This window comes from Roseibium porphyridii (assembly GCF_026191725.2).
Lineage (GTDB): Bacteria > Pseudomonadota > Alphaproteobacteria > Rhizobiales > Stappiaceae > Roseibium > Roseibium porphyridii.
Genome location: NZ_CP120863.1, coordinates 1,912,909 through 1,937,830, shown reverse-complemented (window position 1 = coordinate 1,937,830; position 24,922 = coordinate 1,912,909). Strand labels below are relative to the sequence as shown.

At 55.1% G+C, this 24,922-nt stretch carries 20 protein-coding genes; 11 read left to right on the top strand and 9 right to left on the bottom strand.

The window, feature by feature from the left end; genetic code table 11:
- Positions 1 to 146: 146 nt before the first annotated feature.
- Positions 147 to 1,748, bottom strand: a complete 1,602-nt coding sequence (locus tag K1718_RS08955; RefSeq protein ID WP_265683924.1) for a D-Ala-D-Ala carboxypeptidase family metallohydrolase — start codon at positions 1,746 to 1,748, stop codon at positions 147 to 149.
- A 24-nt stretch (positions 1,749 to 1,772) separates the two neighbouring features.
- A complete protein-coding gene (locus K1718_RS08950; protein WP_265683922.1) occupies positions 1,773 to 2,756 on the bottom strand; it encodes a hypothetical protein in 984 nt (327 codons plus the stop codon).
- A 303-nt stretch (positions 2,757 to 3,059) separates the two neighbouring features.
- On the opposite strand from K1718_RS08950, the gene uvrB reads away from it, so the two are divergent.
- The 4 genes from uvrB (at position 3,060) to K1718_RS08930 (ending at position 8,400) form a co-directional block, all read left to right on the top strand.
- A complete protein-coding gene (gene uvrB, locus K1718_RS08945; protein WP_265684681.1) occupies positions 3,060 to 6,077 on the top strand; it encodes an excinuclease ABC subunit UvrB in 3,018 nt (1,005 codons plus the stop codon).
- 135 nt (positions 6,078 to 6,212) lie between these two features.
- Positions 6,213 to 6,893 (top strand): HipA family kinase, encoded by a 681-nt coding sequence (locus K1718_RS08940; protein WP_265683919.1) that lies wholly within the window; start codon positions 6,213 to 6,215, stop codon positions 6,891 to 6,893.
- Positions 6,881 to 7,735 carry a DUF3037 domain-containing protein gene (locus K1718_RS08935; protein WP_265683915.1) on the top strand — a complete coding sequence of 285 codons (855 nt, stop codon included), beginning with the start codon at positions 6,881 to 6,883 and terminating at the stop codon, positions 7,733 to 7,735. The genes K1718_RS08940 and K1718_RS08935 overlap by 13 nt, the downstream gene beginning before the upstream one ends.
- A gap of 377 nt (positions 7,736 to 8,112) precedes the next feature.
- Positions 8,113 to 8,400 (top strand): GIY-YIG nuclease family protein, encoded by a 288-nt coding sequence (locus K1718_RS08930; RefSeq protein WP_265683913.1) that lies wholly within the window; start codon positions 8,113 to 8,115, stop codon positions 8,398 to 8,400.
- 351 nt (positions 8,401 to 8,751) lie between these two features.
- On the opposite strand, the gene K1718_RS08925 is transcribed toward K1718_RS08930, so the two are convergent.
- Together K1718_RS08925 and K1718_RS08920 are read right to left on the bottom strand one after the other, a co-directional pair.
- The gene (locus K1718_RS08925) at positions 8,752 to 9,900 is read right to left on the bottom strand and encodes a caspase family protein (RefSeq protein ID WP_265683911.1); all 1,149 of its coding nucleotides are present in this window, start codon (positions 9,898 to 9,900) and stop codon (positions 8,752 to 8,754) included.
- A gap of 129 nt (positions 9,901 to 10,029) precedes the next feature.
- Positions 10,030 to 11,343 (bottom strand): adenylate/guanylate cyclase domain-containing protein, encoded by a 1,314-nt coding sequence (locus tag K1718_RS08920; RefSeq protein ID WP_265683909.1) that lies wholly within the window; start codon positions 11,341 to 11,343, stop codon positions 10,030 to 10,032.
- A gap of 232 nt (positions 11,344 to 11,575) precedes the next feature.
- Here K1718_RS08920 and K1718_RS08915 point away from each other — a divergent pair, with 232 nt between their 5' ends.
- Positions 11,576 to 12,790 carry a DUF1176 domain-containing protein gene (locus K1718_RS08915; RefSeq protein ID WP_265683906.1) on the top strand — a complete coding sequence of 405 codons (1,215 nt, stop codon included), beginning with the start codon at positions 11,576 to 11,578 and terminating at the stop codon, positions 12,788 to 12,790.
- 49 nt (positions 12,791 to 12,839) lie between these two features.
- Here K1718_RS08915 and K1718_RS08910 read toward each other — a convergent pair whose 3' ends face one another.
- Entirely contained in the window at positions 12,840 to 13,223 is a 384-nt protein-coding gene (locus K1718_RS08910; RefSeq protein ID WP_265683904.1) for a hypothetical protein, read from the bottom strand.
- Between the two features lie 331 nt (positions 13,224 to 13,554).
- On the opposite strand from K1718_RS08910, the gene K1718_RS08905 reads away from it, so the two are divergent.
- A complete protein-coding gene (locus tag K1718_RS08905; protein WP_152500594.1) occupies positions 13,555 to 15,048 on the top strand; it encodes a coiled-coil domain-containing protein in 1,494 nt (497 codons plus the stop codon).
- A 99-nt stretch (positions 15,049 to 15,147) separates the two neighbouring features.
- Here the strand turns inward: K1718_RS08905 and K1718_RS08900 are convergent, their stop codons facing one another.
- From K1718_RS08900 to K1718_RS08890, 3 genes are all read right to left on the bottom strand, one after another.
- On the bottom strand, positions 15,148 to 16,146 hold the full coding sequence (locus K1718_RS08900) for an NAD-dependent epimerase/dehydratase family protein (protein WP_265683895.1): 999 nt from the start codon (positions 16,144 to 16,146) through the stop codon (positions 15,148 to 15,150).
- Between the two features lie 113 nt (positions 16,147 to 16,259).
- Entirely contained in the window at positions 16,260 to 16,868 is a 609-nt protein-coding gene (locus K1718_RS08895) for a class I SAM-dependent methyltransferase (RefSeq protein ID WP_265683892.1), read from the bottom strand.
- Between the two features lie 205 nt (positions 16,869 to 17,073).
- A complete protein-coding gene (locus K1718_RS08890; RefSeq protein ID WP_265683890.1) occupies positions 17,074 to 18,567 on the bottom strand; it encodes a multicopper oxidase domain-containing protein in 1,494 nt (497 codons plus the stop codon).
- Positions 18,568 to 18,786: 219 nt separating this feature from the next.
- Here K1718_RS08890 and K1718_RS08885 point away from each other — a divergent pair, with 219 nt between their 5' ends.
- A complete protein-coding gene (locus tag K1718_RS08885; RefSeq protein ID WP_265683888.1) occupies positions 18,787 to 19,323 on the top strand; it encodes a helix-turn-helix transcriptional regulator in 537 nt (178 codons plus the stop codon).
- A 99-nt stretch (positions 19,324 to 19,422) separates the two neighbouring features.
- Here K1718_RS08885 and clpS read toward each other — a convergent pair whose 3' ends face one another.
- Positions 19,423 to 19,719, bottom strand: a complete 297-nt coding sequence (gene clpS, locus K1718_RS08880; RefSeq protein WP_152500589.1) for an ATP-dependent Clp protease adapter ClpS — start codon at positions 19,717 to 19,719, stop codon at positions 19,423 to 19,425.
- 378 nt (positions 19,720 to 20,097) lie between these two features.
- Between clpS and K1718_RS08875 the strand changes: the two genes are divergently transcribed.
- From K1718_RS08875 to K1718_RS08860, 4 genes are all read left to right on the top strand, one after another.
- Positions 20,098 to 20,661, top strand: coding sequence for a chalcone isomerase family protein (locus K1718_RS08875; RefSeq protein WP_265683886.1), 564 nt, complete (start codon positions 20,098 to 20,100; stop codon positions 20,659 to 20,661).
- Positions 20,658 to 22,046, top strand: a complete 1,389-nt coding sequence (locus tag K1718_RS08870) for an MFS transporter (protein WP_265683883.1) — start codon at positions 20,658 to 20,660, stop codon at positions 22,044 to 22,046. The genes K1718_RS08875 and K1718_RS08870 overlap by 4 nt, the downstream gene beginning before the upstream one ends.
- 36 nt (positions 22,047 to 22,082) lie before the next feature.
- Entirely contained in the window at positions 22,083 to 22,460 is a 378-nt protein-coding gene (locus K1718_RS08865; protein WP_265683880.1) for a DUF6665 family protein, read from the top strand.
- A 278-nt stretch (positions 22,461 to 22,738) separates the two neighbouring features.
- Positions 22,739 to 24,769, top strand: coding sequence for a calcium-binding protein (locus K1718_RS08860; protein ID WP_265683878.1), 2,031 nt, complete (start codon positions 22,739 to 22,741; stop codon positions 24,767 to 24,769).
- Positions 24,770 to 24,922 lie beyond the last annotated feature (153 nt).

Below are 24,922 nucleotides of genomic sequence, written 5' to 3'. Positions count from 1 at the left end.
AACACTCGTTTGACCGCCTGATCCATTTGTTCCAGGCCACACACTTGTCTTCAGAATACGCACAGAAAGAGCTTTGACCAGATCCAGCTCCATTACAAATTCTCTAGAAAGTCTGCGTTCGATGCGACACACATCGGGAGACTGAATCAGCGTTGGTCCCAATTGGCGCGCGTTCCGCGCACATCGATATGCACAAAGCTTCGGTATATTCCAACCCCGCCTTCAAACAGACCACTTGAGCGAAGTGTTTTCATGCGGCTGGCCCAGTCGCCGGTAACACCGGCACCGACCCCGACAACCTTAAAGTCTGCAGCGGTGAAGGCCATGTGCTGGCTGCGCGTCGCCCCGCCAATGCTGGCATTGTATTTCGGGCTCCGATAGACGCTGGTCAGAACCACCGGGACACCAACCTGTTCACGAAACTCATCCAGAGCCCTGGCAAGAGGCAGAACATTTTCCCAGAGTTCACGGGGTGGATCAGTGTTGAGGCCGTTTGTGCCATGGGAGCCGCCCTTGATCAGAAATTCATGCCACTTGAAATGGCGAATACCTGGCAGGCGTTCTTCAAAGAATGCCTGAAAAGCATGCGCTGGGGGCACGACACCATCGATGTTGGGCTTGTTGTCGTCGACGACCGCATCCGCATTTGCATCTGAATCCGGTTGTCCCTGTTCGTTCTCGCTGACTACATCCAGCTTCAGGTCCACATGCCCATGGTCATGAAGAAATTTCAGAAAGGTCGCGCAACCGCATTGTTTGGAAACTGCCGATTTGTTGAAAACGCCGTCTCCGACATATTTTCCCTTCGTGTAGATGGATGAAAAGCTCCAAAGATAAGGCGACGGCAGCCTCTTCTTGCGATAGCCCCAGCCGTTGTACCGCTCCCATCGCCAAAGTGCTCTGGGCAAAGACCAGTCGGAGAGACCCGCAAGCTTTTGGTGAGTGAGCGCGTCCCGGGCGCTCTCCTCCCAGGAGTTCGGAGGCAGCCAGGCGGCAGGACGCCCTGACGGCACGCGAAAGGTGCGGTTCGACAGCGGGTCGCCGTTATGAAGATGCGTTGAAAAATTATAGGACGATTCAAGCAGGTGGATCGCTGCGACGAACCACCAGGGGATCCCGAGCGGGGTACCGACAGCTTCATAGCGCGCTTTCTCCGCCACTGCCTTCAGAGCATATTTCTTGACCAGCGCTTCACGGTCATTCTTGAAACCGGAGGATACAAAGAACCGGATGTATTCGTCCGCAATTTCCTCATATTTGCGGCTTGTCGAGGTCTTGGGTCCGGTCAGGATGCCGGTATTGACGATATCATCGGGTATCTTCACAGGATCAAGGACTGGCGCGATCATGTCCTCGTCGTTGTTCAGATCCTCCACTTCCTGGTCGGAATTGTGTGTCTTGCGCATACCTTCATCATCATGAAAAAGGCGAAGCGCTTCGCCCAGACGTCCGATAATCGATGACAATGCGGGCGCTTGAATGGGATTGCGAACCGGAGAAATTGCAACAAACGTTCGGTCCAGATCCGCCATGGCCTCCAGCATTTTCTCAGTAACGTTCAAAAAGCGTCGGGTACCGGCACGAAAGCCTTCCACGCTTTCCAAAAGGCGACGCTCTAGCAGCTCGTTGCCGAAGGTGCGGATCGCGTTCACTTCTTCAATCGTTTGGGCCTTGTCGAGCAGATCGAACAGATTGGCCAAAGACAGTTCGTCGTTGAGCTGAGCAAGTACTTCTTCAGACGAATCCACAACACCCTCCTTGAGACCAGCGCCCTATTGGCTGCCGGCGGCAGCGAGACGAACTTTTCGGATGGACACCCAGAATGCATTTGACCGTCGCCGGATCTCCTCGGCCTCAACCGCAACCTCGGTAAGGTTGGCGACGGTTACCTGTGGTGTTTCAGCAGCCGCGACCAGGACATCCAGTGCCTCCGAAGTCTGGTCAAGCAGGTTCACGTAAGCTGTCAGGCTTTCGTGAAAGCGTTTTATGCTGAGCGAGATGGCACTGAAGCGCTTGTTGGCTGCAGCGACAGCCTTGGTATCGCCGGACAGTTCCGCGATCCGGCGGTCTGCCCGTATATTGAAGAGATCAATCTCTCGAGCCTTGCGGAATATGTTGTAGATGGGTGTCGTGTCGTCCGCGAGTGCCTGGATCAGCTCCTGAATGTCATCCTTGCTTCTGAGGATAGATTGCCGGACGGTTGCGTTCGCGCGTGCCTGTCCAAGCCGGTTGGCAAGATCCTTTGCGTACGCGGCAGAAGGCGGGATCAGCGCCGACATGCCGCCGCTTGGCACCACACCGATCGCCGCAACCGAATTTGCCAGCCGCACAAGCTCGTCGATCCGGTTGCCGAATTCCTCCGAGCGTTTGCCCTCGGCGATATCCACCAGCATGCTGTTATAAAGTGTGATCGCTTCCAGGGCATCACGACGGGCGATGATCGAGGGATCCTCGTTGATACGGGCATTGTCCTGACTACGGGCCGTGTCCGGATCGAAACACAAGGGATATCCGAGACGGGATGTTCCGCATCGGGCATTGCCTGCCGTTGACGTTTTGGCCGAGACAATGGGCGAAATCTCGTCCAGCAGCAGGTCGCCTGCATCTCTCGCCTGCGCGAAAGCGTCTGCATAAGTTGTCAGAGTCTCGACAGGTATTCCTGTACACCCAGTGAGAAAAAGAAAAAGTGTTGTCCAAAGCCAGTACAAGGACTGCCTTGCCAGAAGCAGTGGTTTCACTTCGCCGGAAATGCTCAATAACTCCCCCAAACCGGATTGCACCTACGGCACTTATCCGCGACGAAAGTAAACTACAGGCAGATACAGTTAGCAACCATAAGAAGCGGCAGATAAATACAACCACCTGTGGTAACAAGGTTGTGGAGCTGAAAATGCTGCCCGAACTTGCACTTGCCTTCAAAATCCTGGGCTGCTTCGGATGGGTCTTAGAAAACCTCCTGACACCGTTCTGTCAGGAGAATGGCAGGAAGTTTGAATTTGCGGAACAAAACCGCAACAGCCCTCTTCCCTCGCGCGCGCAACCGGACCATATTGGCCGGTATGAGCAAGCGCCCCACGAAATCCGCCCCAGACGAAAAAACAACACCGGAAGGCTTCGGCGAAGCGCCGCAGAAGCCCTTGGGCGGTGCACCGCTCAGTGGGTCAATCGAAAGCTGGGCTGCGGAAATCGCCGAAGAGGCCGAAAAGCCAGCGCCTAGCGCAAAGTCGAAGATCAGGAACCCTGCTGACCTCGCGGATCTCGCACCAGGCGCTCCAGGCACCATCAGCCGCACTGCGCGGACCTCATCGCGCGAGCGGGAACGGGCTGGCGGCGACGGCGCTGTCGCACGCAATGTCGCGGAAGGACGCAAGGCGAAGCTGTCCCCCAAAGGGGCCAAGGCCAAGGGCAAGATCGAAAAACCGACCAAGTCTGCGCGCGGCACGTCCATCGGCAAGGCGGACAGCGTCAGAGAACGTGCGGCCGGTGGCCTGAACCCGGTGGCCGGCCTCGACATGACGCTGGAAGAGGCTGAACAGCTTGAGCAGAAGCTCAAGGAACATCAGAAAGACAACAAGAAGAAAAAGAAAGAAAGCAAGTTCGGAGAACTGACCGGCAACCAGGGTGCCACCGCAACCGTGGAGGCCCTGTCCGCGCTCATCGAGAGCGGCAACCCGCTGCACAAGAATGGTGAATTATGGGTGCCGCACCGGCCCGACCGGCCGGCCAAGTCCGAAGGTGGTGTTCCCATTGTCCTGAAGTCGGACTATGAGCCCAAAGGTGACCAGCCGACGGCGATTGCCGAATTGGTCGGCGGCATGGAAGGTGGCGACCAGACCCAGGTTCTGCTTGGCGTCACAGGTTCGGGCAAAACCTACACGATGGCCCAGGTGATTTCCCGCACCCAGCGTCCCGCCCTGATCCTGGCACCGAACAAGACGCTTGCCGCTCAGCTTTACGGCGAGTTCAAATCTTTCTTTCCCGACAATGCCGTCGAGTATTTCGTTTCCTACTACGATTATTACCAGCCCGAAGCCTATGTGCCGCGCACCGATACGTATATCGAGAAGGAAAGCTCAATCAATGAGCAGATCGACCGGATGCGCCACTCCGCAACGCGCGCCCTGCTGGAACGTGACGACGTTATCATCGTCGCCTCGGTCTCCTGCATTTACGGTATCGGTTCGGTAGAAACCTATACGGCCATGACCTTCGCCATCGAGGTCGGCGAACGTCTTGATCAGCGCCAGCTGATCGCCGACCTGGTGGCCCTGCAATACAAGCGCAATGATGCCGCCTTTCAGCGCGGCACCTTCCGTGTGCGCGGCGACACGATCGAGCTGTTCCCGGCCCACTATGAGGATCGGGCTTGGCGGATTTCTCTCTTTGGAGACGAGATTGAATCGATCGTTGAATTCGACCCGCTTACAGGCAAGAAGTCGGGCGAACTGAAAAGCGTCAAGATTTACGCCAATTCGCACTATGTCACGCCCAAGCCAACGCTGAACCAGGCAGTAAAATCGATCAAGGCGGAACTGAAGCAGCGGCTGGAAGAGCTGAATGCCCATGGCAGGCTTCTGGAAGCGCAGCGTCTGGAACAGCGCACAATGTTCGACCTGGAAATGCTGGAGGCAACCGGCTCGTGCCAGGGCATCGAGAACTATTCGCGCTACCTGACCGGCCGCAAGCCCGGTGAGCCACCTCCCACCCTGTTCGAATATCTGCCGGACGATGCCATCGTCTTCACCGACGAAAGCCACGTCACCATTCCGCAGATCGGCGCCATGTACCGGGGCGACTTCCGCCGCAAGGCAACCCTTGCAGAATATGGCTTCCGCCTACCCTCCTGCATGGACAACCGGCCCCTGCGGTTCGAGGAATGGGACGCAATGCGCCCCCAATCCATCGCAGTATCCGCAACGCCCGGGTCCTGGGAGATGGAACAGGCCGGCGGTGTCTTCGCCGAACAGGTGATCCGCCCAACCGGCCTGATCGATCCGCCGGTGGAGATTCGCCCGGCAACCAGCCAGGTCGACGACCTTCTTGGCGAGGTGCGCGAGGTCGCTCAGAAGGGTTACCGCACGCTGGTGACGACGTTGACCAAGCGCATGGCAGAGGACCTGACGGAATATCTGCACGAGAACGGTGTGCGCGTGCGTTACATGCATTCTGACATCGACACGCTGGAGCGCATTGAGATCCTGCGCGACCTGCGCCTTGGCGCGTTCGATGTTCTGGTGGGCATCAACCTGCTGCGCGAAGGCCTCGACATTCCGGAATGTGCCTTGGTTGCCATTCTCGACGCCGACAAGGAAGGCTTCCTGCGCTCCGAAACCTCTCTGATCCAGACCATTGGCCGCGCGGCCCGAAACGTCGACGGCAAGGTCATTCTTTATGCCGATCACATGACAGGCTCCATGGACAGGGCCATCGCCGAAACCAATCGCCGCCGGGAAAAGCAGCTCGCCTATAACGAAGAACACGGCATCACGCCTGAGAGCGTCAAACGCAACATCGCCGACATTCTCGACAGCGTTTATGAACAGGACCACGTCACGGTCGACGCCGGCTTCGCCGAGGAAGGCTCCCTCGTCGGCCACAATCTGGCGGCCCATATCGAGGATCTGGAAAAACAGATGCGCGACGCCGCCGCCGATCTCGACTTCGAAACCGCTGCGCGCCTGCGCGACGAGATCAAGCGACTACAGGAAACCGAGCTGGCCGTCGCCGACGATGCCATGGCCCGTCAATCCGACGTCAACGACAAGACCGGCGGTTACAAGGGTGACAAGAAATTCGGTGCCGGTGGAACCAAGGAAGGTGCCAGCGGCAAGAAAAAGGAAACGGCCCGCGACAAGGCAAGAGCTGCAAAAGCAAAGAACGCTCTGCCCTCCCCGAGCGCCAAAGTCCGCAAAAACACACTCGACGAAATGACGGTTGGCCGCACCGAAGTGCCGCTCGGCTCCGACGACCCGAAACCCGTGGTACGCGGCAAGATCGGCGCCGGGTCTTACGAAGACCCGGTGGAGGAAAAGAAAAGACGCGGACGACCGAAGAAGAGCGGACGGCCGGGGCAGTAGGCTGATAACAATGGACAAAACAACAATTCTTACCCTAGAAATTTAAGTGAGGTTTTCTAGGGGGCTCACAGACTGCAGATGCACGACAAGCCATATCTGACTGTAGATGAGATTATAAGAAAATCAGACACTGGAATGTCACAGCCCTATCTGTGCGGCTTGTCAGACGAAAAAAAGTACTACGTGAAAGGTCGGTCGGCGACCAAAAAGGGATGTATTTGTGAAGCTGTTTGTGCCGAACTTGGAAAGAGCTTTGATTTACCTATACCAGACTTTGCTTTCGTAGACATTGACGACGAAGTCACAAAATATGATCCCGAGGCTGCATCAGCAATGGGGACAGGGATAGGTTTTGCGTCTCAACTCGTCAACAGTTTAACAGAAGTAAAAATATCTGATTTAAACAAGTTTAACCAAGATTTGCTTAAAAAAGTTTTCCTTTTTGACACTTGGATTTGCAACGAAGATAGAACAGGCACAACACTTGGTGGAAACCCCAATTTGTTCTTTTCCGCTCCAAGCGACGAACTGGTTGTGATTGATCACAATTTGGCCTTTGACAAAAATTTCAACATCGTGTCTCAAAAAGAACTACATATCTGCCGAGAATACTGGTTCAGCGATCCTCAAGATGTGCTACTTAGAAGCATTTTCGAGCCTCAAATGGCAGCTGCGCTCAAGAAACTAGACGGCTATCTCAACGCCTTACCTGAGGAATGGATTGACGCTGAACCCGATTTTTTAGAGTTTGTAGACAAAACTCTGAAACGCTACGACAAAGACGAGTTTTGGGAGCCAATAACATGGGCGGTATAGGACAGTACGCAATTTTGCGTTTTCGCCCATATCCCGAAACCGGTGAATTCGCCAATGTTGGCATCGTTGTATGGGCTCCAACGACTAGGGAGCTGGCTTACAAAGTCGTACCCAAGAATTTTCCGCGTGTCAGAAACTTCTTCCAAGAACTCGAAACAAGCATTTTGAAGGAAACACTTGCGAGCTTCGAAAAAGAACTTTCTCGCCTAAAGACAGATTTGAGCGGGTTAAGCGAAAAGAAATTCAACTCGGCAATTATCCACTTCACGAGACCGAGAGAAACAATATTCAAATTTAGTGAATTGAGAAGTATCCGAATAAAAAAAGAAATTAATATCACTTGCGACCACCTATATGAAAGATTTGTCGGGCGTAGCTTTGTAACTAAAGAGTACCGCGAACGGTGGATGGAAAAAAATATTCAAGAAACTTTAAAACAACACCAGTTGCCGGATTTCACTCGGCAAAAAATTGTGACGCCTTTGTTTCCTATCGATTTGCCGTTGGTACACAGATCGGTCGGAAAGGTGTCTGTGATAAAGCCTCTTGCCTTCGACCAAAACACTGCGTCTAAGATGTTCGATCATGGAGAACATTGGAACGCTCGGTTTCGTGCGCTCTTGGATACAGGAGCATTGAACAACAACGATATATTGGTACCAGTGGAAGGCCCAGACTTTACCGCAACAGAAGAGCTGAATAAAACCTACAGATACATAAGAAAAGAGCTTGCTGGATTTGAGATAAAAGTTGTTGAATTTAAGAAGACCTCTGAAATAGTTAGATTTGTTGCACAGAAGAACTCTGCCAAACCATTTTTTCCTCCGACAGAGAACAATTGATCGGCTTGGGGTACAATTACATTTGCGACCGACTTCCGGGTCGGACAGCTTGAAATGTGAGCGCAAAGGCGCGCTTTAACACGCTCGGTTAGTTGACAGTCGGCCGCACCGAAGTGCCGCTCGGCTCCGACGACCCGAAACCCGTGGTACGCGGCAAGATCGGCGCCGGGTCTTACGAAGACCCGGTGGACGAGAAGAAAAGACGCGGACGACCGAAGAAGAGCGGACGGCCGGGGCAGTAGGTCTCGGTCAACGTTTGGGATTTAGTTGGACCATGGACGAGGTCCGGGGTGACACCGTATCCAACACAATGCCGTTCCCACCCACTAACGTCATCCCCGACTTGATCGGGGATCCAATGCGCGTCACATAACGGCATGGCCTTCTTCGTCTATATCCTGGCCAGCCGCCAGCGTGGCACGCTCTATACGGGAATTACAAATGACCTCGGGCGGCGGGTCCATGAGCACCGGCAGAAGACCGGAAGCAAGTTCACACGGCGATATGGTGTGACGCGGCTAGTTTATTACGAAGTCTTTGAAGATCCGAACACGGCGATAACGCGGGAGAAACACCTCAAGCGCTGGCCACGTGAATGGAAAATCCAGGCGATCGAAGAGTTCAATCCGGACTGGCGAGACCTTTATGAGGAGCTAAACCGTTAGGAACCAGTCTGGCTGATAAGGGGATTGGATCCCCGATCAAGTCGGGGATGACTGCTGTTGTCTGAGGGACTACCGAGCTTATAGCTTAGCGGTGTCACGTTGCTGAACCGGTACACGCTTTAAATCTTGCGAGAACTTGATTGTCAGCGAAACGGCAATAGTTCGGCAAAACGTTGCCTCTACAAAATGTTCTGGAAATGATTGAACCACGGATCGCGCGGTAAGCGAAACCCATTGTCTGACGCAAAATTTGCCCTGCCTTCAGCGTCATCCCCGACTTGATCGGGGATCCAATCCACCTGTCGTTTCCTAAACGTGGTCGGCTAAGGACGCAACGGTTACGCCGCCCTCTCACAGCACCCACCCAGTCGTGATCCACGACCGTTCCTTGCCGTTAACGTAGAGACCGATCTCGACAGTCGCATCGGGGTTTGCCGGGTCGGCGTAGAACCACAAATGCGCGTCGTGACCGCCACCGGTCTTGAAATAGTAACCGGCGCCTCCGTCGTCTGGATTTCGAAGGTCTGCCGGGGAGTAGGTCTGGCCAAAGCCGCCGGATACCAGAAGCGCACCGTTCAGAACACAGACTTCCAGAAAGGTGTTGCCGCGGTCAGTCAGCACCAGGGCTTGCAGGTCATCGTCATATTCCAGGTAGCGGTCCGGCGCCTCGAGCGAGAGGATCTCTCCGTCCGCGGGGCAGGACCCCTCGTCCACGGGCATCGCCGTTTGCAGGGGGTGCTCGAGAGTCAGCTGCAGATGAACCGACAGCGTGCCTTCGGTATAGGGCAGCTGCTTGTCACCGGTTCGCGTGCGCACAAAATTGGTGATGTCGATCAAGGCTTCGGTCAGCTTTACTTCTTCCTGTGCTGTCAGAACAGAAGAGAAGGCTTCCATGAACGGGCTGTTCTGCCCATCGCCGTCATAGGCCAGATGGTTGGGTTGGGCGGAGTAGATCACCATCAGGTCGGAGAGCTGATGATTGACCCTGGACAGACCGGAAGCGTCCGGATTGAAGAGTTTTTCCAGGGACCGGGTTGCAGCAAAGGGATTGTCCCGACAGGCGTCCACGATCAGCAGTTTGACACCGGACGATGCCCCAAGCGCTTCTAGAAACTCTTCCATCCTGACGGCGGTTTCCTCAAAGACAGCGCGCGTGGCAGCGCCTGTATCAGTCGCGAGCAGATAATTGACATTGTCTGCCTGAACGCCGTGACCGGCAAAGAAGATGGCCGCTACATCGACATCGACAGCATCCTGCCGGAACGCGGCAAGTGCTGTTCGCATCTCCGAGGCATCGGCATTGAGCACCAGTCGGGTTTCGAACCCGAGCGCGGCAAAGGTTCTGGATGCAAGATCTGCATCACGCGGCGGATTGTCCAGCGGCAAGACATTGTCATAGGCGGCGTTGCCGATGATCAGAGCCAGTTTGCCATCTGCCACAGCCGAAAATGGCAGCAGAAACAGAACAGTTCCGACAAGTGCTGCGGCGGCTTTTCTCATCAATTGCTTCCCCCATTGGTATGGCCGGACCAGCATGTTGACTACAGGCTCCTCAAATTCCGAACGCACACACGCTTGCGGACTATACCAGCCCTGGCCGGTTCGTTGCACATATTGACGCTGCGGAATTTAATCTGGCATCTGCATAGGCAGTGCGAAAACCGGGATTGGATCGGCAAGTCCGCGCAGGTGCTGGGGCCCGAGTGAAACAAGGTTGTCCTTCGAGAGCCGGTCGGCAACGTTGGCATCCATGAGGACAGACCGCCCGAGAGCCTTGGCCTGTGCTTCCAGGCGGGCAGCGCGGTTGACCGTGTCACCGTAGACAGTAAAGGCCTGCCGATCTGATGAACCGATGCTGCCGGCAGCAACTTGACCGGCTGCCAGTCCGATGCGGATTGAAAAACCGGCCTCGCCCGCTTCAGCGATCAGCGCGTTGCTGGCGGCAACCGCAGCCTGCTCCGGTCGCGCGCTGTCAATCGGCGTACCGAAGGAGGCCATCAGTCCGTCACCGGTGAACTGAATGACGACCCCATCGTGCCGACTGACCTCTTCTGCACAGCCGGACAGGAAGTCGTTCAGGTTTTCGATCACTTCGGTCGGCATGCGACCAGCCGAATAGGCCGTAAAGCCCGCAATATCCATGACAAGGATTGCCGCATGACGTTCTTGCGGGACAAGTGCGGACGGATCGTCGATCAAACGACGGGCAATGGCTTCAGGCACATAACGACCGAGTGTCGCCGCAATCTGCTCGCGCTCTGCCTGGGCAGCGACCTGAGCCATGAAAACCCGGCGGGCACGCAGCACGGCAAGCGCCAGGATGAGCGTTGCAATCATCAGGAAACCGGTCTCTTCGATCCGGTTGCCGCGCCCGATAAAATTGGCAGACAGAAACAGCGCCTCATAGTCTGCCCTGGAAGCCCCGGGGGTCAGATCCGACCAGGAAAGCGTGGTTTCCAAGTCCGAGATCGCGACAAAAAAAGCTGCGAACCAACCGGCCACCGCAACACCGCCGGACCACAGAACCAGTCTCGGTGACAAGGACAGTGTCGCCATGGCAACAAGCGGAAACAGATAGTAGATGCCATAGGCCCTGAAGGCGAGGATCTGCGGCACCGCCTCTCCCTGGACCAGGGGCAAAAATGCAAAGACGGCACATATCCCGAGAATATCGACCGTATAGATCGCGAATTTCATCCACCAGCGGTCGAACCGCGTTCCTATCACTGCGGCATGCGCGATGCCGACGGCGGTGAATGCACCCAGCACACCGAAGACCAGCGGATTGGGATAAAAGCCGAAGGCAACCCAGGAAGAACCAACCCACAGGAACGCTGCGCCGACGACAAGCGTCCGGCAAATGATGGCAAGCCTCAGACCACGCTGCTCGGCCCGCAAAAGACGGGAAGTGTCTGGCAACTCGCCGGCAGAGGTTTGGATCATTTTGCGCGCTCCATCGGCGAAGACATAGGACCGGCCGCAAAAAATGTAAGGCTCCCAATGACGATACAGTCCCTTATACACGAAACACCGGAGAGTTGGTTGCACGCCCCAAGAACCGCGAGATGCATTGGTTGTCGAGTGGCTTTCCCACACGCGGCAGCCCGAATGATCGATTGACAACGCACGCAACGTCGTCATCTTCAAGGCATGATCTGGGTCAGAGGGGGCTGACATGGCGTATCGAATTTTTCTTTCTCTGAGTGTATTGCTCATGGGCGCGAGCAGCGCCTCTGCGGAGCTGGCCAAGACCGACTTCGGCACGTGGTCGGTTTCCTGTGATGAGAACAATTACTGCATTGCCGTGACCAGCGGCGAGAGTTCGAATGGCGAAGCGTTCCGCCTGAAGATCGAGCGCGGTGCAAAACCCGCCAGCCAGGTCTATGTCACCTTTGATCCGACGACGGAGCTGCAGGTCGGCCTGCCGGCGCGCATCGAGATCGAAAGCCTTGAAGAAGACAATTACGGCTATTTCGGCAAGGTCGACAAAGTCTACAAGGGCAATGAAATGACCTTTGGCGGCGCATCCGATCGGGACCTCATCGAGAAGCTGCGAATGGGTGAAGATGCGGCCGTCCAGATCGAATTCGGCGGATCCACCGGAACACTCACCTATTGGGTTTCGATGAATGGCATCACTCATTCCCTCCTGAAAATGGATGAGGTTCAGGGCCGTATCGGCCGTCTGGACGCCATAGTTGCCCGGGGCGGCCTGTCGTCGGACAAAGCCACCGGCATCGCAGCGGCGCCTTCGACCGCGAGCCAGCCTGTTGCCCGCGACAATGCTGCCGCGGCAACAGACACGGCCTCGTCATCGGACGCAGCGTCTGCTGCCCCTGCCAACGACCTGCCGCCTCCGGTGATGCCATCGCAGGATCAAACTGCGGGCCTGAGCGGACCTGTCGGTCAGGTGTATAACCTGAGTGAAGTGCCGGATTCGGTCCAGATGACCGGTTATAGGGTACTTGACTGCGCGCTTGAAGAAACCGTGCCGGCCTTCGGTGCGCAATACTACGCCGAGGGCGATGTCGAAACCTGGGTTGTCCCCTGCACCATGGCCGATGCCAATGTGCCCTTCTACATGATGGTCCACATTCCCTTTAACCCGTCTCTTGACGAGCTTAAGGAGTTTGAAACACCACCGGACTTCAACCAGCCCAATCATGCGCTCGTCAACAACCTGTTCTTCGACCCGGATAGCGGCCAGGTGACAGGCACCACATATTATTCGCCGAACTATGATTGCGGCGCGTTCGAGCGCCATGAGATGGAAGCCGAGTCGGGCAACTTCACGCTGATGGAATATCAGGAAAAGTCCAATTGCGACGGCGTCACGGGGCCCCCGGAAGGCTGGCCGCTTAGCTGGACGATCGACGAAATGGGTGGCTAGGAGGCCACTCTATTGGGAACCACTCCGGAGGCTGCAATGGGCTGCGGTCTCATTGGCCCGACGTGAAGAGACCTTGAAAGGTTGCGCATTGGATCACCAGAACACCGTTCATGGTGGAAGCATTCATGTCGATGACAATCTCGATGTAGTCGCTTTTTGACCCTTTCACATACTCAAGCTGCTGCTTGCACTCGTCGAGGCCGCCATCGGACTCGATGATGATCTCATTGCCCATGCCTCCGGAAGGAACGACGGTCAACGCTAGTGCCCAGGGGTCTTCGTCGACATGGTCGCCTTCCGCGATCGCCAGAATGTCCAGTCCGGCGATCCGGTATGTCAGGAGCTGCTGATATGCGGCAGCGGGCACCCCCGGCAACGCCCCTGCACAAGACATAGCAACAGCAAGGAAAACTCGGTTCAGCAATCGGGTCATCAGTCTAACTCCCCCAAAAACGGTCGCCAAAAGACGCCATGCAACAAGCGACGCGTCAACAAAATTGCCTTCGAAAGCAGTCGACCCGCCCTGATCCATGACTGGTAAACATGACAGGTTCGACGCTGCCGGCAGCAACCCATTTGTTAACCAAAACGTAAACTCCGTTAAAATGCCGGGGATATCTGTCTTTTAGGGGTAACACTTTGCAAGGTATTGTGGCGTTCAGCACTCGTGAGTCGTTGAAACGCCCACGACAAATGAGTTAATAAAGAGTTAAAGTTTACGTATCTCGCCGGTGCGGCGCCGGCGCGGAAGTCAGGAGACAGGAATGGGCATTTTCTCGAAAACCACGCGCCCTGGGAGTGACCAGGAGCAGCGGGTCGAGACATCAACAGCAAGCCAGCAGGTAGAAGAGGCAACACCGGCTCCAGGTCAAGGCGGCAATGTTGAGCAGCTTTCACCTTTTGCGCTCAAGATGCAGGAGAAAATGAACCAGCTCGACGGTCTGAAGTCGCGGGTTGGCGGCCTTAACCAGACCTTCGATCAGATGGCGGCCTTTGCGGCGGAAAGCCAGACCTCGATCCGTATGATGGCGGAATATCTGGAGGCCTCACGCGCAAGTGTTGAGACCGAGGTTCGACTGAAGTCCGAAAACGCCAAGATCTCGACCGATCTTCTGGACGCCGAGCACAAGATCAAGACGCTGACAACGCAGTTGGAAGACGCCCAGGCGGAAGTGCATTCTCTCCGGAAACGCGCAACAGAAACCCGCACGGCCCTGGAAACCGCGCGCAATGATATTGTGTCCATTCGCGACAACAACAAGAAGGTCAATGAAGACCACCGCCAGCAAAGCGCAAAGCTGGTGGACGCCAATGCGCAAGTCGCAGACCTGTCGGGTCAGCTTAACGATCTTCAAGCCAAGCACGACACGCTTGAAAAGCACGCAGAGAGCCTTGGAAACGATCTTGAAGCGTTCAAACTGCGCGAAAAGGAACTACAGCAGAACCTGTCTGAAAGCGCAAAGCTGCTGGAAGACGAGATCCGCAAGAACAACCAGGCCTCAAGCGAACTGGAATCGGCCAAGCGTGAGCTTGTTGAGTTCCGCAACGACAACATCGACCTGAAATCTCATCTCGACGTCGCAAATCAGGAACTGGTCTATGCCAAATCGCGGCTTGAGGAAGAACAGCGCAAACACGACAACGAGGTTTATGCCCTCAACGCTGAAATTGAGAACCTGTCGTCTCAGCGGCGGATCGGCGCCCAGTCCTTGCAGGAAATGGCACGCGAGAACACCCAGCTGAAGGACCGCAGCCGTGACCTTCTCAAGCGCATGCAGGAAATCGAACACCTGCTCGACAGTGCGCAGAAGAACCACGAAAAAGACCGCAACGAGCTGATGGCAACCACCGCGAAGCTGCGCGAACTCAATCTGCGCTACAATTCCGCGCTGACGGACCTGAACCACCAGCGGAATCAGAACCAGAAATTCGCCGACAATCTGGAAGATCTCGTCGAAGAGAACAAACGCCTGCAGCGCTACAAGATCCAGGTGGATACGGCCAACGAACAGATTGTTCAGCTTAAATCCGTGATCGCCAACTACCAGATGGCGATGGAAGGCAAAGGACCGGCGGAAGAACTCGGCATCACAGAGGGCTTTGATCCGGCGGCCGAACTCGGCATCACCGAACCGGCCTCAGACGATCTGAAGCCAATGGATTTGGACAATGCGAGCGACGCGGCTGGCGACCTGACCGACCCCGATGATGACACGCCGGGCGGTGGCAACGACAAGATCGTCAAGCTCCGCGACTAGATCATCGAAATTACCAGCGCGGCTATATGAAAATCAAAGCGGTCTTGAAGTTTTCTAGGCCGCTTTTGTTTGCGCTCGCAGGAAATGGCGGGTGGGAAATCAGCTGGCCTGCAACAGCCGGTCTGCCCGTGAAAGGTAAGCGCCGCAAAGAGCCTTGAGTTCATCATCAAAACTGCCGTTTTGCCGATATCCCAGCGCCCGGATGGCTTTGTCATTCAAACGACCGGCCGTTTCACCGCGTCCCTGTTCCTTCGCAAATCGCAAACCTGTTTGGGTGCCCACAAGGTCAAAAATCTTCTTTGCCACCCGCAGGTCGGACAAACGCTCTTCGCCACCAAGATTATAGACCGAAAGGTTTTCTGCAGATGGCCAAGAAAGAGCCTGGCAGATGGCATCTGACAGATCACTGACAGGCAGGTAGGAACGTTCAGTCCGGCCATCTGATTCAAGTGAGAGCCGCTGCCGTTTGAGGGCCTCTATCACCAGGCGCGGAATTCTCTTTTCCGCATGCTGACCTGCCCCAACCGTCGTGACCGGCCGCAGGATTGTTGCTGTTAGCCCGGCTTGCGCTGCAAGCATAACCGCTTCCTCAGCCGTTGCCTTCGACGTTGCGTAGGGCGTTTCGGGTCTAAGTGGCGCGGTTTCCCTGACCAGATCCCTGCCCGAGCCATAGACCTGATGTGTGCTGACATGGATGAATTTTTTGACCCCAAGATCGCAGGCCGCATTCAACAATGTCTCTGTTCCAACCACATTGACTTCGAAAAAGAGTTCGGGATTTGCAATCGATCGAGGCACATGCGTTTCAGCAGCAAGGTGAATGACTGCGTCACTACCCTCCAGTGCCTTGTAAACGTCCGAAGTCGAGCGGATATCGCCGCGCAGAATTGGAAGATTTTTTCCCGAAAAGGGATAACCGAGCCGCCGGAAATCCGCCGCATAGGTCACACGGTCAAAGATAACGAGTTCTCCGACATTATTCATTGATGCCAATTGAGACACCACCCGGGCCCCGACAAAGCCCAACCCACCCGTGACGACAATTTTGCGATAGGAAGTGTTCTGTTCCGGTGCAACCGTTTTCGCATCGCGTTTCATAGTGGGACGGATCCTGTTCCTAGGCTTGTCTATTTGCTTGGAACAGCAGTTTTCGTGCCAGTGACCAGTCTCAACAGCTCCCTGTTTGGCTCAAAGCTTTTTCGCCCCCATCCTCAGAGGAGTTCGTCTTTGCGCTGCAACGTATAAACGCAAGCAGGCGGCACATTTGCTGGGACGAACGCCTCCTTGTTTGCGGCAAGGCCAAGACGGTCAAGTGTATTGCCCGATACGGGACACACGGGCATATAGGAAAAGAGACGAAAGACCCCGCCCGGCCGCAACGCTGAAAATCCGTTGCTGACAATTCGCATGACTTTGGCGCGCGTCATGGACATGAGCGGCAGCCCGCATACGATCGCTCCTGCTCCGTTGCCTCCGAATGGCGTGATGTGCCGAAGTCGATCCGCATCCGATCTGATGATGGCTACTCCGGGATACCGGGCGGCCAAAATGCTGCTGAATTTTTCGCTTGTTTCCACCAGTGCCAAGCGATCTTGCGGAATTCCGGAAGCAAGCAATGCTGAGGTAAACACACCCGTCCCTGGCCCAAGCTCAATAACTGGCGCGGATGCAACGTCAATTCCTTTGGTTATTGCAGTACCAAGGGCCAGACTGGAAGGTGCGACAGCGCCGACCAGCAAAGGGGCATTCAACCACTCTCGGCAAAACAGAAGCGCATTCGAGGAGCGAGAAACCTCCCGTTTTCTAGAAAGTTTCAGCATACAACATCAACTCCAACGACCCTTTGGGAAAAGCCCGGCGATCGGTGTGCCGTTGTTGGCAGCAAGGACCAACGCCGGATCAAACAACGGCGGTTCGACCGGCGTTTTCAAAAGTGTCGCGCTGCTCACAACATTCGCCGAATGAATTTCAGACTGAATGGGACACACGGAACGTAACATGCCGCATATTATCTTGGCCGTTTGATCAGGTGACCGTGAATTGGCCCATCATGCCGCGGTCTTCATGTTCCAGAATGTGGCAGTGATACATGTACGGGTGTTGCTCCGTTGCCGAATGATCAAACCGCACGACAAACTCGGACCAGTCGTCATCATCAAGCACCACCGTATCCTTCCAACCTTGCTGATCTGGAGGCGTGACAGAGCCTTCCATCTGCTCGATCAGGAACGAACATCCATGGACATGAAACGGGTGGGCGCCCTGATTGGAACGGACCCGCCACCGTTCCCAGACACCTCGTTTGACCCGCTCATTGATGACGGACATATCCATCGCTGCGCCATTGATGGTCATATCCATTGCAGCGTGACCTGCATGCGCTCCATGATCACCGCCATCCTCCATATCGAGGACAAAGTCGCGGACATTCGCTATCTCGGCCTCTTCGGGCCGGACAATTGATGCAAGGACGTCGGGTAACGGAGCCTTGTGAGCGACAAGAGCCTGATCGACATTCAGCTTCAAAGACCAATTTGTTGAAGGCGCATTGGTTTCACTGAAAATGTTTTGCAAGCCGCTGATCAGCCCTTCTTCTTCGGCGTCAATCTCATCTTCGAAAAAGACAAGCAATTCAGCTGAAGCCCCGTCTGATAGATCAACGACAACCTCGCAGCGCTCGCCCGGCGACATTTCCATTGTTGTCATGGGGACCGGTTCCGCCAACAAACCACCGTCGCTGCCGATCTTGAAAAAGGTTCGGTTGTCCGCAAATGCAAGGACGTAGAACCGGGCATTAGCTCCATTCAACACCCGAAGCCTCACCTTACCGGCGGGCACGGCAGCAACCAATGGTGCGATGGCCCCGTTGATCAGCACGGTTTCTCCGAACCACCCATCTTCCCCGGCCTCGTTCAGGGAATATACGAACTGACCCTGCGCATCGAACGTTCGGTCCTGGATAATGACGGGCAAATCATCGACGCCATAGCGAGAGGGCAAATCGATTGCATCGCTCTCCTCATCATCGATGATAATCATGCCAGCCAGGCCACGATAAACCTGCTCACCGGACTTACCGTGCGTATGAGAGTGGTACCAGCAGGTCGCGGCCGGCTGCAGGATCGACAGCCTAGGCTGCCACTGATCTCCCGGCGCGATTTCAAGCTGCGGCCCTCCATCGACAATTCCAGGCACATGCAATCCGTGGCCATGAATGGCGACGCCTTCGCTCAAGGAATTGGTGTAACTCAAATTGAGTTCACTGTTCCGGCGCGTTCGAAGTGTCGGACCCAGATAGTCCTGGCTGATCCCGAGCGTTGAGGTTTCCAACCCCGGCAAAAAAGCGCGCTTGCCAGTGCGAATTTGCAGATCGACAGGGTCGCCGTTGGTGCCGTCGACAAGTTCAGGTATCGGCAATCGCGTCGGCTGCATGTTTGACCAGGCAGGGCAAGTAAAACCGACGCTGAATGCGGAAACGCTTCCGGCAATAAAATGTCGCCGAGACAGAGAAAATGGCATGCTTGTCCTCAGATCACATGAGACTTCGTTGATTGCCGCCAAGTCGACATTGCAGATGATCGCAAATGCGGAAGCAGCTGTTCAGATCTCTGATTGACAAGCGGACCAAGATCCATCGGACAAATGCCCGATTTTCAGTCTGAAACATCCGGCATATGGTCAATTTAACGCTTCGACCGACTGGTGCATGGCTATTCGGGAAACGAAAAGGAACGATACATGATCGACCCGTCAGGGCCATTTCGCCACTGGCAAACACTGTTTGCTGTCTTCGTGCTCATTGTTTTTGGCACCAGCATTATTGAAATTGTCTCAGAATTCATGAGTGGAGAAACCTTGCACTCAATGGCTGACGACATTGCAAGGCTGGCCGTGAGCGCATTGGTGCTGGCGGGATTTGTTATTGATCGCCGCGCACAGCAAAACGCTTTGAAGGATCTTGGTGGACAACTCCAAAAGGCGCGCGGTCAACTTGCCCGGCTTGATTCAAGATCCCCTGAACTTGCAGGGCAATACCGCGCCGTGATGCAGAAACAGTTTGACGCCTGGAACCTGACCGGCAGCGAACAGGATGTTGTCATCGGCATGTTGAAGGGATTGTCCTTCCGGGAAATAGCAGGACTTCGTCAGACGCGAGAAAAGACCGTTCGCCAACAGGCCTCGTCTGTTTACCGGAAGGCGGGTGTTTCCAGTCGAAACGAACTCACAGCCTGGTTCTTTGAGGACATGCTTGATCCGCCGGCGTCGGGCAACTGACGACCAGACCTGTCTCCGATGACCTCACTCGCATTCCAGTCGGTTCGGTGGAAATCGCGTATTGCGTCGTGAGACACCAGAGACTGAGAAAGCAAAAAACTATTCTGGTTCGACCGTGAACTGCAGCGGATAACCAAGTTGCCCTGCTGCATCAATCGCACGCGTCGCCTTCGTCTCCGCTACATCTTTCGGATAGACCGAAACAACACAGGCCCCTTTTTGATGGGCCGTCATCATCACCACCTCAGCCTGCGCCATATCCAACCGAAATTCGGCCTTCAAAATCAGCACCACAAATTCACGCGGGGTGTAATCGTCATTCACCAGCACGACCTTATAAAGCTTTGGCCGCTGAACCTTGGTCTTTTGTTTCGGTTTTAGGTCAATCTCACTCATCGCACTGGCCTAAGCTGCCGCCGTATTCTCCGGACGCATTGTTTTGACTGTCTCTTTGGAAGTACCGCCAAAATATTCATATCGGCGTATCGTCGACTTGCTAATATTTCCTTGCTGATAACCGCAGCTCCTGCCGCAGGTTCCCAAAAGGAAGCAGCCTGTCTCTGGACGACAGTATAGTGCATCGCGAAATCGAAGAAAACATGAGAGGCAAATAATTGTTCCGGATTCGCTAAATGCGTAACAGTTCAACGGGCTCTTGAGCGCTAAATTCACGAACGCGTGAAGTCGGCAGTTCATTTTTGCAAATCTAGCAACCGTTCTCACTCGTAGGCAGTCCAGTCACTCAAGGCAGAACTGCCGTCTGGAGGAAAGAACATGACCCGGCGTCTCACCACAAAAGTATCTCGCTGGCCGGCAACGGCTCTGTTCGGCCTGCTGCTCGCCTTTGCTCTTGTTATGCCGGATACCGCGCGGGCCGACCTCGGGGCTGCAGCCAGATCTGTTCCATCTGCCGAGCTGGTGGGCAAGGGACGAATGACTTATCTGGGGTTCAAGGTCTTCGATGCGGAACTTTACGCCCCTGGCGGCAGTTACCGACCGTCAACTCCCTTCGCTCTGAAACTCACCTACCTTCGGAATTTCAAAGGCAAAGACATCACGTCAAGCTCTGTCAAGGAAATCAAACGTCAGGGCGGCGTGTCAAAGCAGCAATTGGACAGCTGGACCAAGCAGATGAAATCGATCTTCCCGAATGTTTCCTCCGGTCAATCAATCATTGGGGTACGCACGGCAAAAGGAAGTACTATCTTTTACCTTGGCAACCGCAAACTGGGCTCGATCAACGACGCGGCCTTCACAAACAAGTTCTTCTCGATTTGGCTCGGTAACAGCACACGCAATCCGCAATTGCGCGCCAAGCTTGTCGGCAGCGGTTCGTGACGGCAGACACTGATCACTCACAGCACGCATCCATGGATACCGCAGCTTCGCCTGGAGCAGATCTTCAAGCTGAAGGCGCGCAAGGCACTCAAGGGTCTTCTTTTCAGGCCGGAACTGCACCTGTAACAATCTCAGGACTGGCTATCTACAGCGCGATGGCCTTTCCCCTGGCCTTCGCCGGGTTGCCAATCTACCTGCATGCTCCGGACTTTTACGCGGTAACGCTTGGACAGCCTATCGCCGCGCTTGGTGCTGTTCTACTCGGTCTTCGTTTGTTCGATGCCATTCAGGACCCCTTGATCGGCAGCCTCAGCGACAGGTTCCATCATCGCCGCGGAGTGATCCTTGGTGCAGGTGCGGTACTGCTGGGTGCCGGTTTCTGGATGCTGTTTCATCCCATGGAACAGATCCCCTTGCTGTGGTTTGCCGTTTCAGTCTTGCTGTGCACCACCGGTTTTTCTGTTGTGTCGATCAATTTCCAGACGCTTGGCGGCCTGTGGCGAACCCATAGCCGGGACCGCACCAGAGTAACTGCCAGCCGGGAAGCTGTCGGGCTGCTCGGTTTGCTGGCCGCGTCCGTTGCCCCGCCGCTTTTGGCAGGTCTCAGCGGCAAGGAGGCCGCCTTTCACTGGCTGTCGCTGGTCTATCTGCCATTCCTGGCAATCGCCCTTTGGCTCCTTTTACGCTGGATGCGGCAGACGCCCGTTAACGAGCCGCCGCCAAATGTTCGTGGAACCGGATGGCTGAAATTGATCGGCGATCGTTGGCGGGCGCTGTTTTTTGGCATGGTCTTCCTCAACACATTCGCCAGCGCTATTCCAGCTGTTCTGGTGCTATTTTTCATCCGGGACCGTCTGGAAGCAGAGTCCTTTACAGGTTTGTTTTTGCTGATTTATTTCCTTGCTGGAGCGCTGTCCATGCCGATCTGGACATGGTTCGCAGCCCGTCTTGGAAAAATGCGCGCCTGGCAGTGTTCACTCGGGGCGGCAATCCTGACTTTCTGCTGGGCAGCTCTTTTGCAGCCGGGTGACATCACAGCTTACGCCCTCGTATGCGCATTGTCAGGATTGGCGCTCGGCGCCGATCTTGCTCTACCACCAGCAATCCTGGCTGATCATATCGACGAAGACAGCCGGCAGGCCGATGCCTCCAGACTGTTCTCGGTCATGGCGTTTCAGTCAAAGGGCGCACTTGCGGTCGCGACCGGCCTGGCGCTGCCTCTTCTTGGACTGGCGGGATACCAGCCGGGCGGCACCATGACACCTGAACTCGGTTTCCTCCTCAGTGTCACCTATGCCGGTGTTCCTTGCGTTTTGAAACTTCTTGCCCTCATCGGGCTTCTCTGGTTCGAAAAAGACCTTGCCCTGAACAAATCCCCTGTGTGACTTTCCTGGAAGAAGCCTGCAGATGGAACCAGCAAGATGAGTGTTCGACCGCCGAGACAGACATTGATGTCCGACAAGGACCCGTTGGCGGCGGCACTTGAGCAAGAGATTCTGAACGAAAAGGCTTCAACCCTCTCCCGCTTGAACAAGAAGCTGGAGGCCGCCCTCGAATTGTTGAAGAAGGCCGAAACAGACCTTGACCGTTCACCGGAAGACCGGCATGCAAAACTTGCTGAGGCAAGTGAAGCGCTCTGGCACGTCACCATTCAGAGAGAACTTTGTGGCCTTCGGCAGCATCGCGCATTCTATGATTTTCTCGGCGTTCCAAAGGCCGTGCGGCTGCACATGGGCCCAGCCAGCAGCATCAGAGCATTGAAACCAGAGCGACAAGATAAGACTGATTTAGATCGCTGATTGAACGCAGGTCTAATCCGGACACAGGTTGTCCGACGAGTTGAGCTCGCGAAGCCATCTCAAATCTACGCCTGTCGAAAAGTATCATTTGTATCAAATGTGAAACAGCTGCTGATACGTGGCTTACAATTAAGACGTTTCTTCCTTCATTCAAACATCCAGCAGATACATCCAGCGCTGAAGATGGCTGCTCCGCTATCGAATTCAAAGCGGAACTGGGCAGGACAGTTTGAACCCAAAGCAGCAAAAGATCTGCATACATTTGAAGGAATATTGAAATGTCTACCAGGCTAACTGGCCGAGCAAACACATCTCCTGCCAATACCGGTAAATTTGAACTATTGCGACCTTCTGAGAACCTCAGAGAGGGTGCCAAAGCCAGCGAAACTGAGGAATTCATCTCAGAAACGCAAGGACGTGACACCATTTTCAGCGACGATAATGGCCAACGCACCGGGCGTGAAAGCCAAAGCATCGATGTCGAGTTCGAGAGCGAAGGTGGTCAGGAACCAATCGCAATGCGTGGCCGCTTGCAAAACAATCTCAAGCAACTTGGATTGGCCAATTCTCAAGCTGACGATCAAGAGTCTGCAAACTGGAACGTCATTGCCGAACTGGAATCGGACTTTGCCAGCGCGATGTCTCGCCTTCAGTCAAATTTAAGTTCAAACCTGAAAAAACTGGGCGCAGCCAACCAGTTTGAACCTTTTCCGTCGAAACCCAGTTTTGAGGCTGGAGATTTCCAGCCGCTGGATCAAACCATTTGGATCGACTGGTATAGTGACGATTTTTATGCCGGTGGCGATGGCATCGACATTGCCTACGGTCTCGGTGGCGTCGACAATCTCTGGCTCAACGGCGGCAACGATGTTGCTTACGGTGGCAGCGACAACGACTACATTTATGGCGGAGACGGCGCAGACCGACTTAACGGCGATAGCGGCGACGACAAACTTTACGGTCATGATGGTAACGACACCCTCAATGGCGGCACCGGTGATGACTACCTGTCAGGCTGGCGCGGCGATGATGAACTTCTCGGCGGAACCGGCAACGACACTCTGGAAGGCGACGGCGGAAACGACCTGCTGAACGGTGGCCACGGTGACGATTATCTTTATGGCGGAAATGACGATGATCTCCTCTATGGCGGTCATGGAAACGATCGCCTCTACGGAAACCGGCACAATGACCGCGTCTATGGTCAGGACGGCGATGACGTGATCAGTGGTGGCACTGGTGACGACAGACTTTACGGCGGCAACGGTGAGGATCTGATCTATGGCGACTTTGGAGACGACATTCTCTACGGCGGTAGCGACAACGACACTCTCCGCGGTGGCCGGGACGACGACACTCTCTACGGCGAATCCGGAAACGACACCCTTTTCGGCGAAGAAGGAAACGACACCCTTTTCGGCGGCAGCGGTATCGACCGGCTTTATGGTGAAGACGGCGATGACAATCTGAACGGTGGTTCCGGCAACGATCTGATGTGGGGCGGCGACGGCGCCGACACCATGTATGGCGGAATTGGCGCTGATGCCATGCAGGGCGGGAATGGCGATGACGTTATGTCGGGCGCCAACGGCAACGACATCCTGTGGGGTCAGAATGGTGCCGACGTCCTGAACGGCGGTTGGGGCAATGACTCCCTTTACGGCGGCGAAGGCGACGACGAAGTCAATGGCGACGGCGGCAACGACTTCCTCTATGGGCAGCAAGGAGAAGATACAATAAATGGCGGGTCAGGAGCCGATCAGATGTTCGGCGGTGAAGACCGGGACAAATTGTATGGCGGGATCGGCAACGATACGCAATATGGCGGCGACGGCAACGACCTGGTTTATGGCGAGGATGGAGCTGACAGTCTTTACGGAGGTGCCGGCATTGACCTCATAAATGGCGGTGAAGGCAACGACTTCATCAGTGGCGGAACCAACAGCCAGGGTTTCAACTTTGGCGATGGCCTTTTCGGAGGCTCAGGCTGGGACACATTCCATTTCCAGTCCGGTGACAGCGGTGGTGCTGGCGGCAATCCGATGGACATCATCTTCGATTTCGGTGATGGCGGTGACATGCTCTTTTTCGAGGGTTTTGGCGGCGCGAACTTCCTCGGAGAACAGTCGAGTTTCTCAAACGGCCTAGGTGCTGAAGCTTATTTTGAGCACACGTTTTTCGACGTTGACGGTATCGGAGATGCAACGGTGGTTCACATTCGGGACGATGCCGGCCAAAACGCAGATGTCTCCGTCATCTTGCTTGGACATCTTGACCTTGATGCCCAGTCGGACGTGTTCATCATTTAACTTTCGGTACTGCAAGATGTCAGGTGGCGGGAAAACCCGCCGCCTTTCTTGCTTTATCGGGGTGAAACCTATGCAAACAAAAACAATGTCCTAGAGTGCACCGAAGCTTCAAGCAGCACCATGATGGCTGCATCAAATGCCAGACGAAATGAA

What these genes read in the sequence shown, in the direction of transcription:
- K1718_RS08915 (WP_265683906.1), top strand. Translation starts at nt 11,576, where the DNA reads ATGGCGTATCGAATTTTTCTTTCTCTGAGTGTATTGCTCATGGGCGCG.
- K1718_RS08925 (WP_265683911.1), bottom strand. Translation starts at nt 9,900, where the DNA reads ATGAGAAAAGCCGCCGCAGCACTTGTCGGAACTGTTCTGTTTCTGCTG.
- K1718_RS08860 (WP_265683878.1), top strand. Translation starts at nt 22,739, where the DNA reads ATGTCTACCAGGCTAACTGGCCGAGCAAACACATCTCCTGCCAATACC.
- K1718_RS08900 (WP_265683895.1), bottom strand. Translation starts at nt 16,146, where the DNA reads ATGAAACGCGATGCGAAAACGGTTGCACCGGAACAGAACACTTCCTAT.
- K1718_RS08930 (WP_265683913.1), top strand. Translation starts at nt 8,113, where the DNA reads ATGGCCTTCTTCGTCTATATCCTGGCCAGCCGCCAGCGTGGCACGCTC.
- uvrB (WP_265684681.1), top strand. Translation starts at nt 3,060, where the DNA reads ATGAGCAAGCGCCCCACGAAATCCGCCCCAGACGAAAAAACAACACCG.
- K1718_RS08905 (WP_152500594.1), top strand. Translation starts at nt 13,555, where the DNA reads ATGGGCATTTTCTCGAAAACCACGCGCCCTGGGAGTGACCAGGAGCAG.
- K1718_RS08890 (WP_265683890.1), bottom strand. Translation starts at nt 18,567, where the DNA reads ATGCCATTTTCTCTGTCTCGGCGACATTTTATTGCCGGAAGCGTTTCC.
- K1718_RS08885 (WP_265683888.1), top strand. Translation starts at nt 18,787, where the DNA reads ATGATCGACCCGTCAGGGCCATTTCGCCACTGGCAAACACTGTTTGCT.
- K1718_RS08940 (WP_265683919.1), top strand. Translation starts at nt 6,213, where the DNA reads ATGTCACAGCCCTATCTGTGCGGCTTGTCAGACGAAAAAAAGTACTAC.
- K1718_RS08910 (WP_265683904.1), bottom strand. Translation starts at nt 13,223, where the DNA reads ATGACCCGATTGCTGAACCGAGTTTTCCTTGCTGTTGCTATGTCTTGT.
- K1718_RS08875 (WP_265683886.1), top strand. Translation starts at nt 20,098, where the DNA reads ATGACCCGGCGTCTCACCACAAAAGTATCTCGCTGGCCGGCAACGGCT.
- K1718_RS08920 (WP_265683909.1), bottom strand. Translation starts at nt 11,343, where the DNA reads ATGATCCAAACCTCTGCCGGCGAGTTGCCAGACACTTCCCGTCTTTTG.
- K1718_RS08895 (WP_265683892.1), bottom strand. Translation starts at nt 16,868, where the DNA reads ATGCTGAAACTTTCTAGAAAACGGGAGGTTTCTCGCTCCTCGAATGCG.
- clpS (WP_152500589.1), bottom strand. Translation starts at nt 19,719, where the DNA reads ATGAGTGAGATTGACCTAAAACCGAAACAAAAGACCAAGGTTCAGCGG.
- K1718_RS08935 (WP_265683915.1), top strand. Translation starts at nt 6,881, where the DNA reads ATGGGCGGTATAGGACAGTACGCAATTTTGCGTTTTCGCCCATATCCC.
- K1718_RS08865 (WP_265683880.1), top strand. Translation starts at nt 22,083, where the DNA reads ATGAGTGTTCGACCGCCGAGACAGACATTGATGTCCGACAAGGACCCG.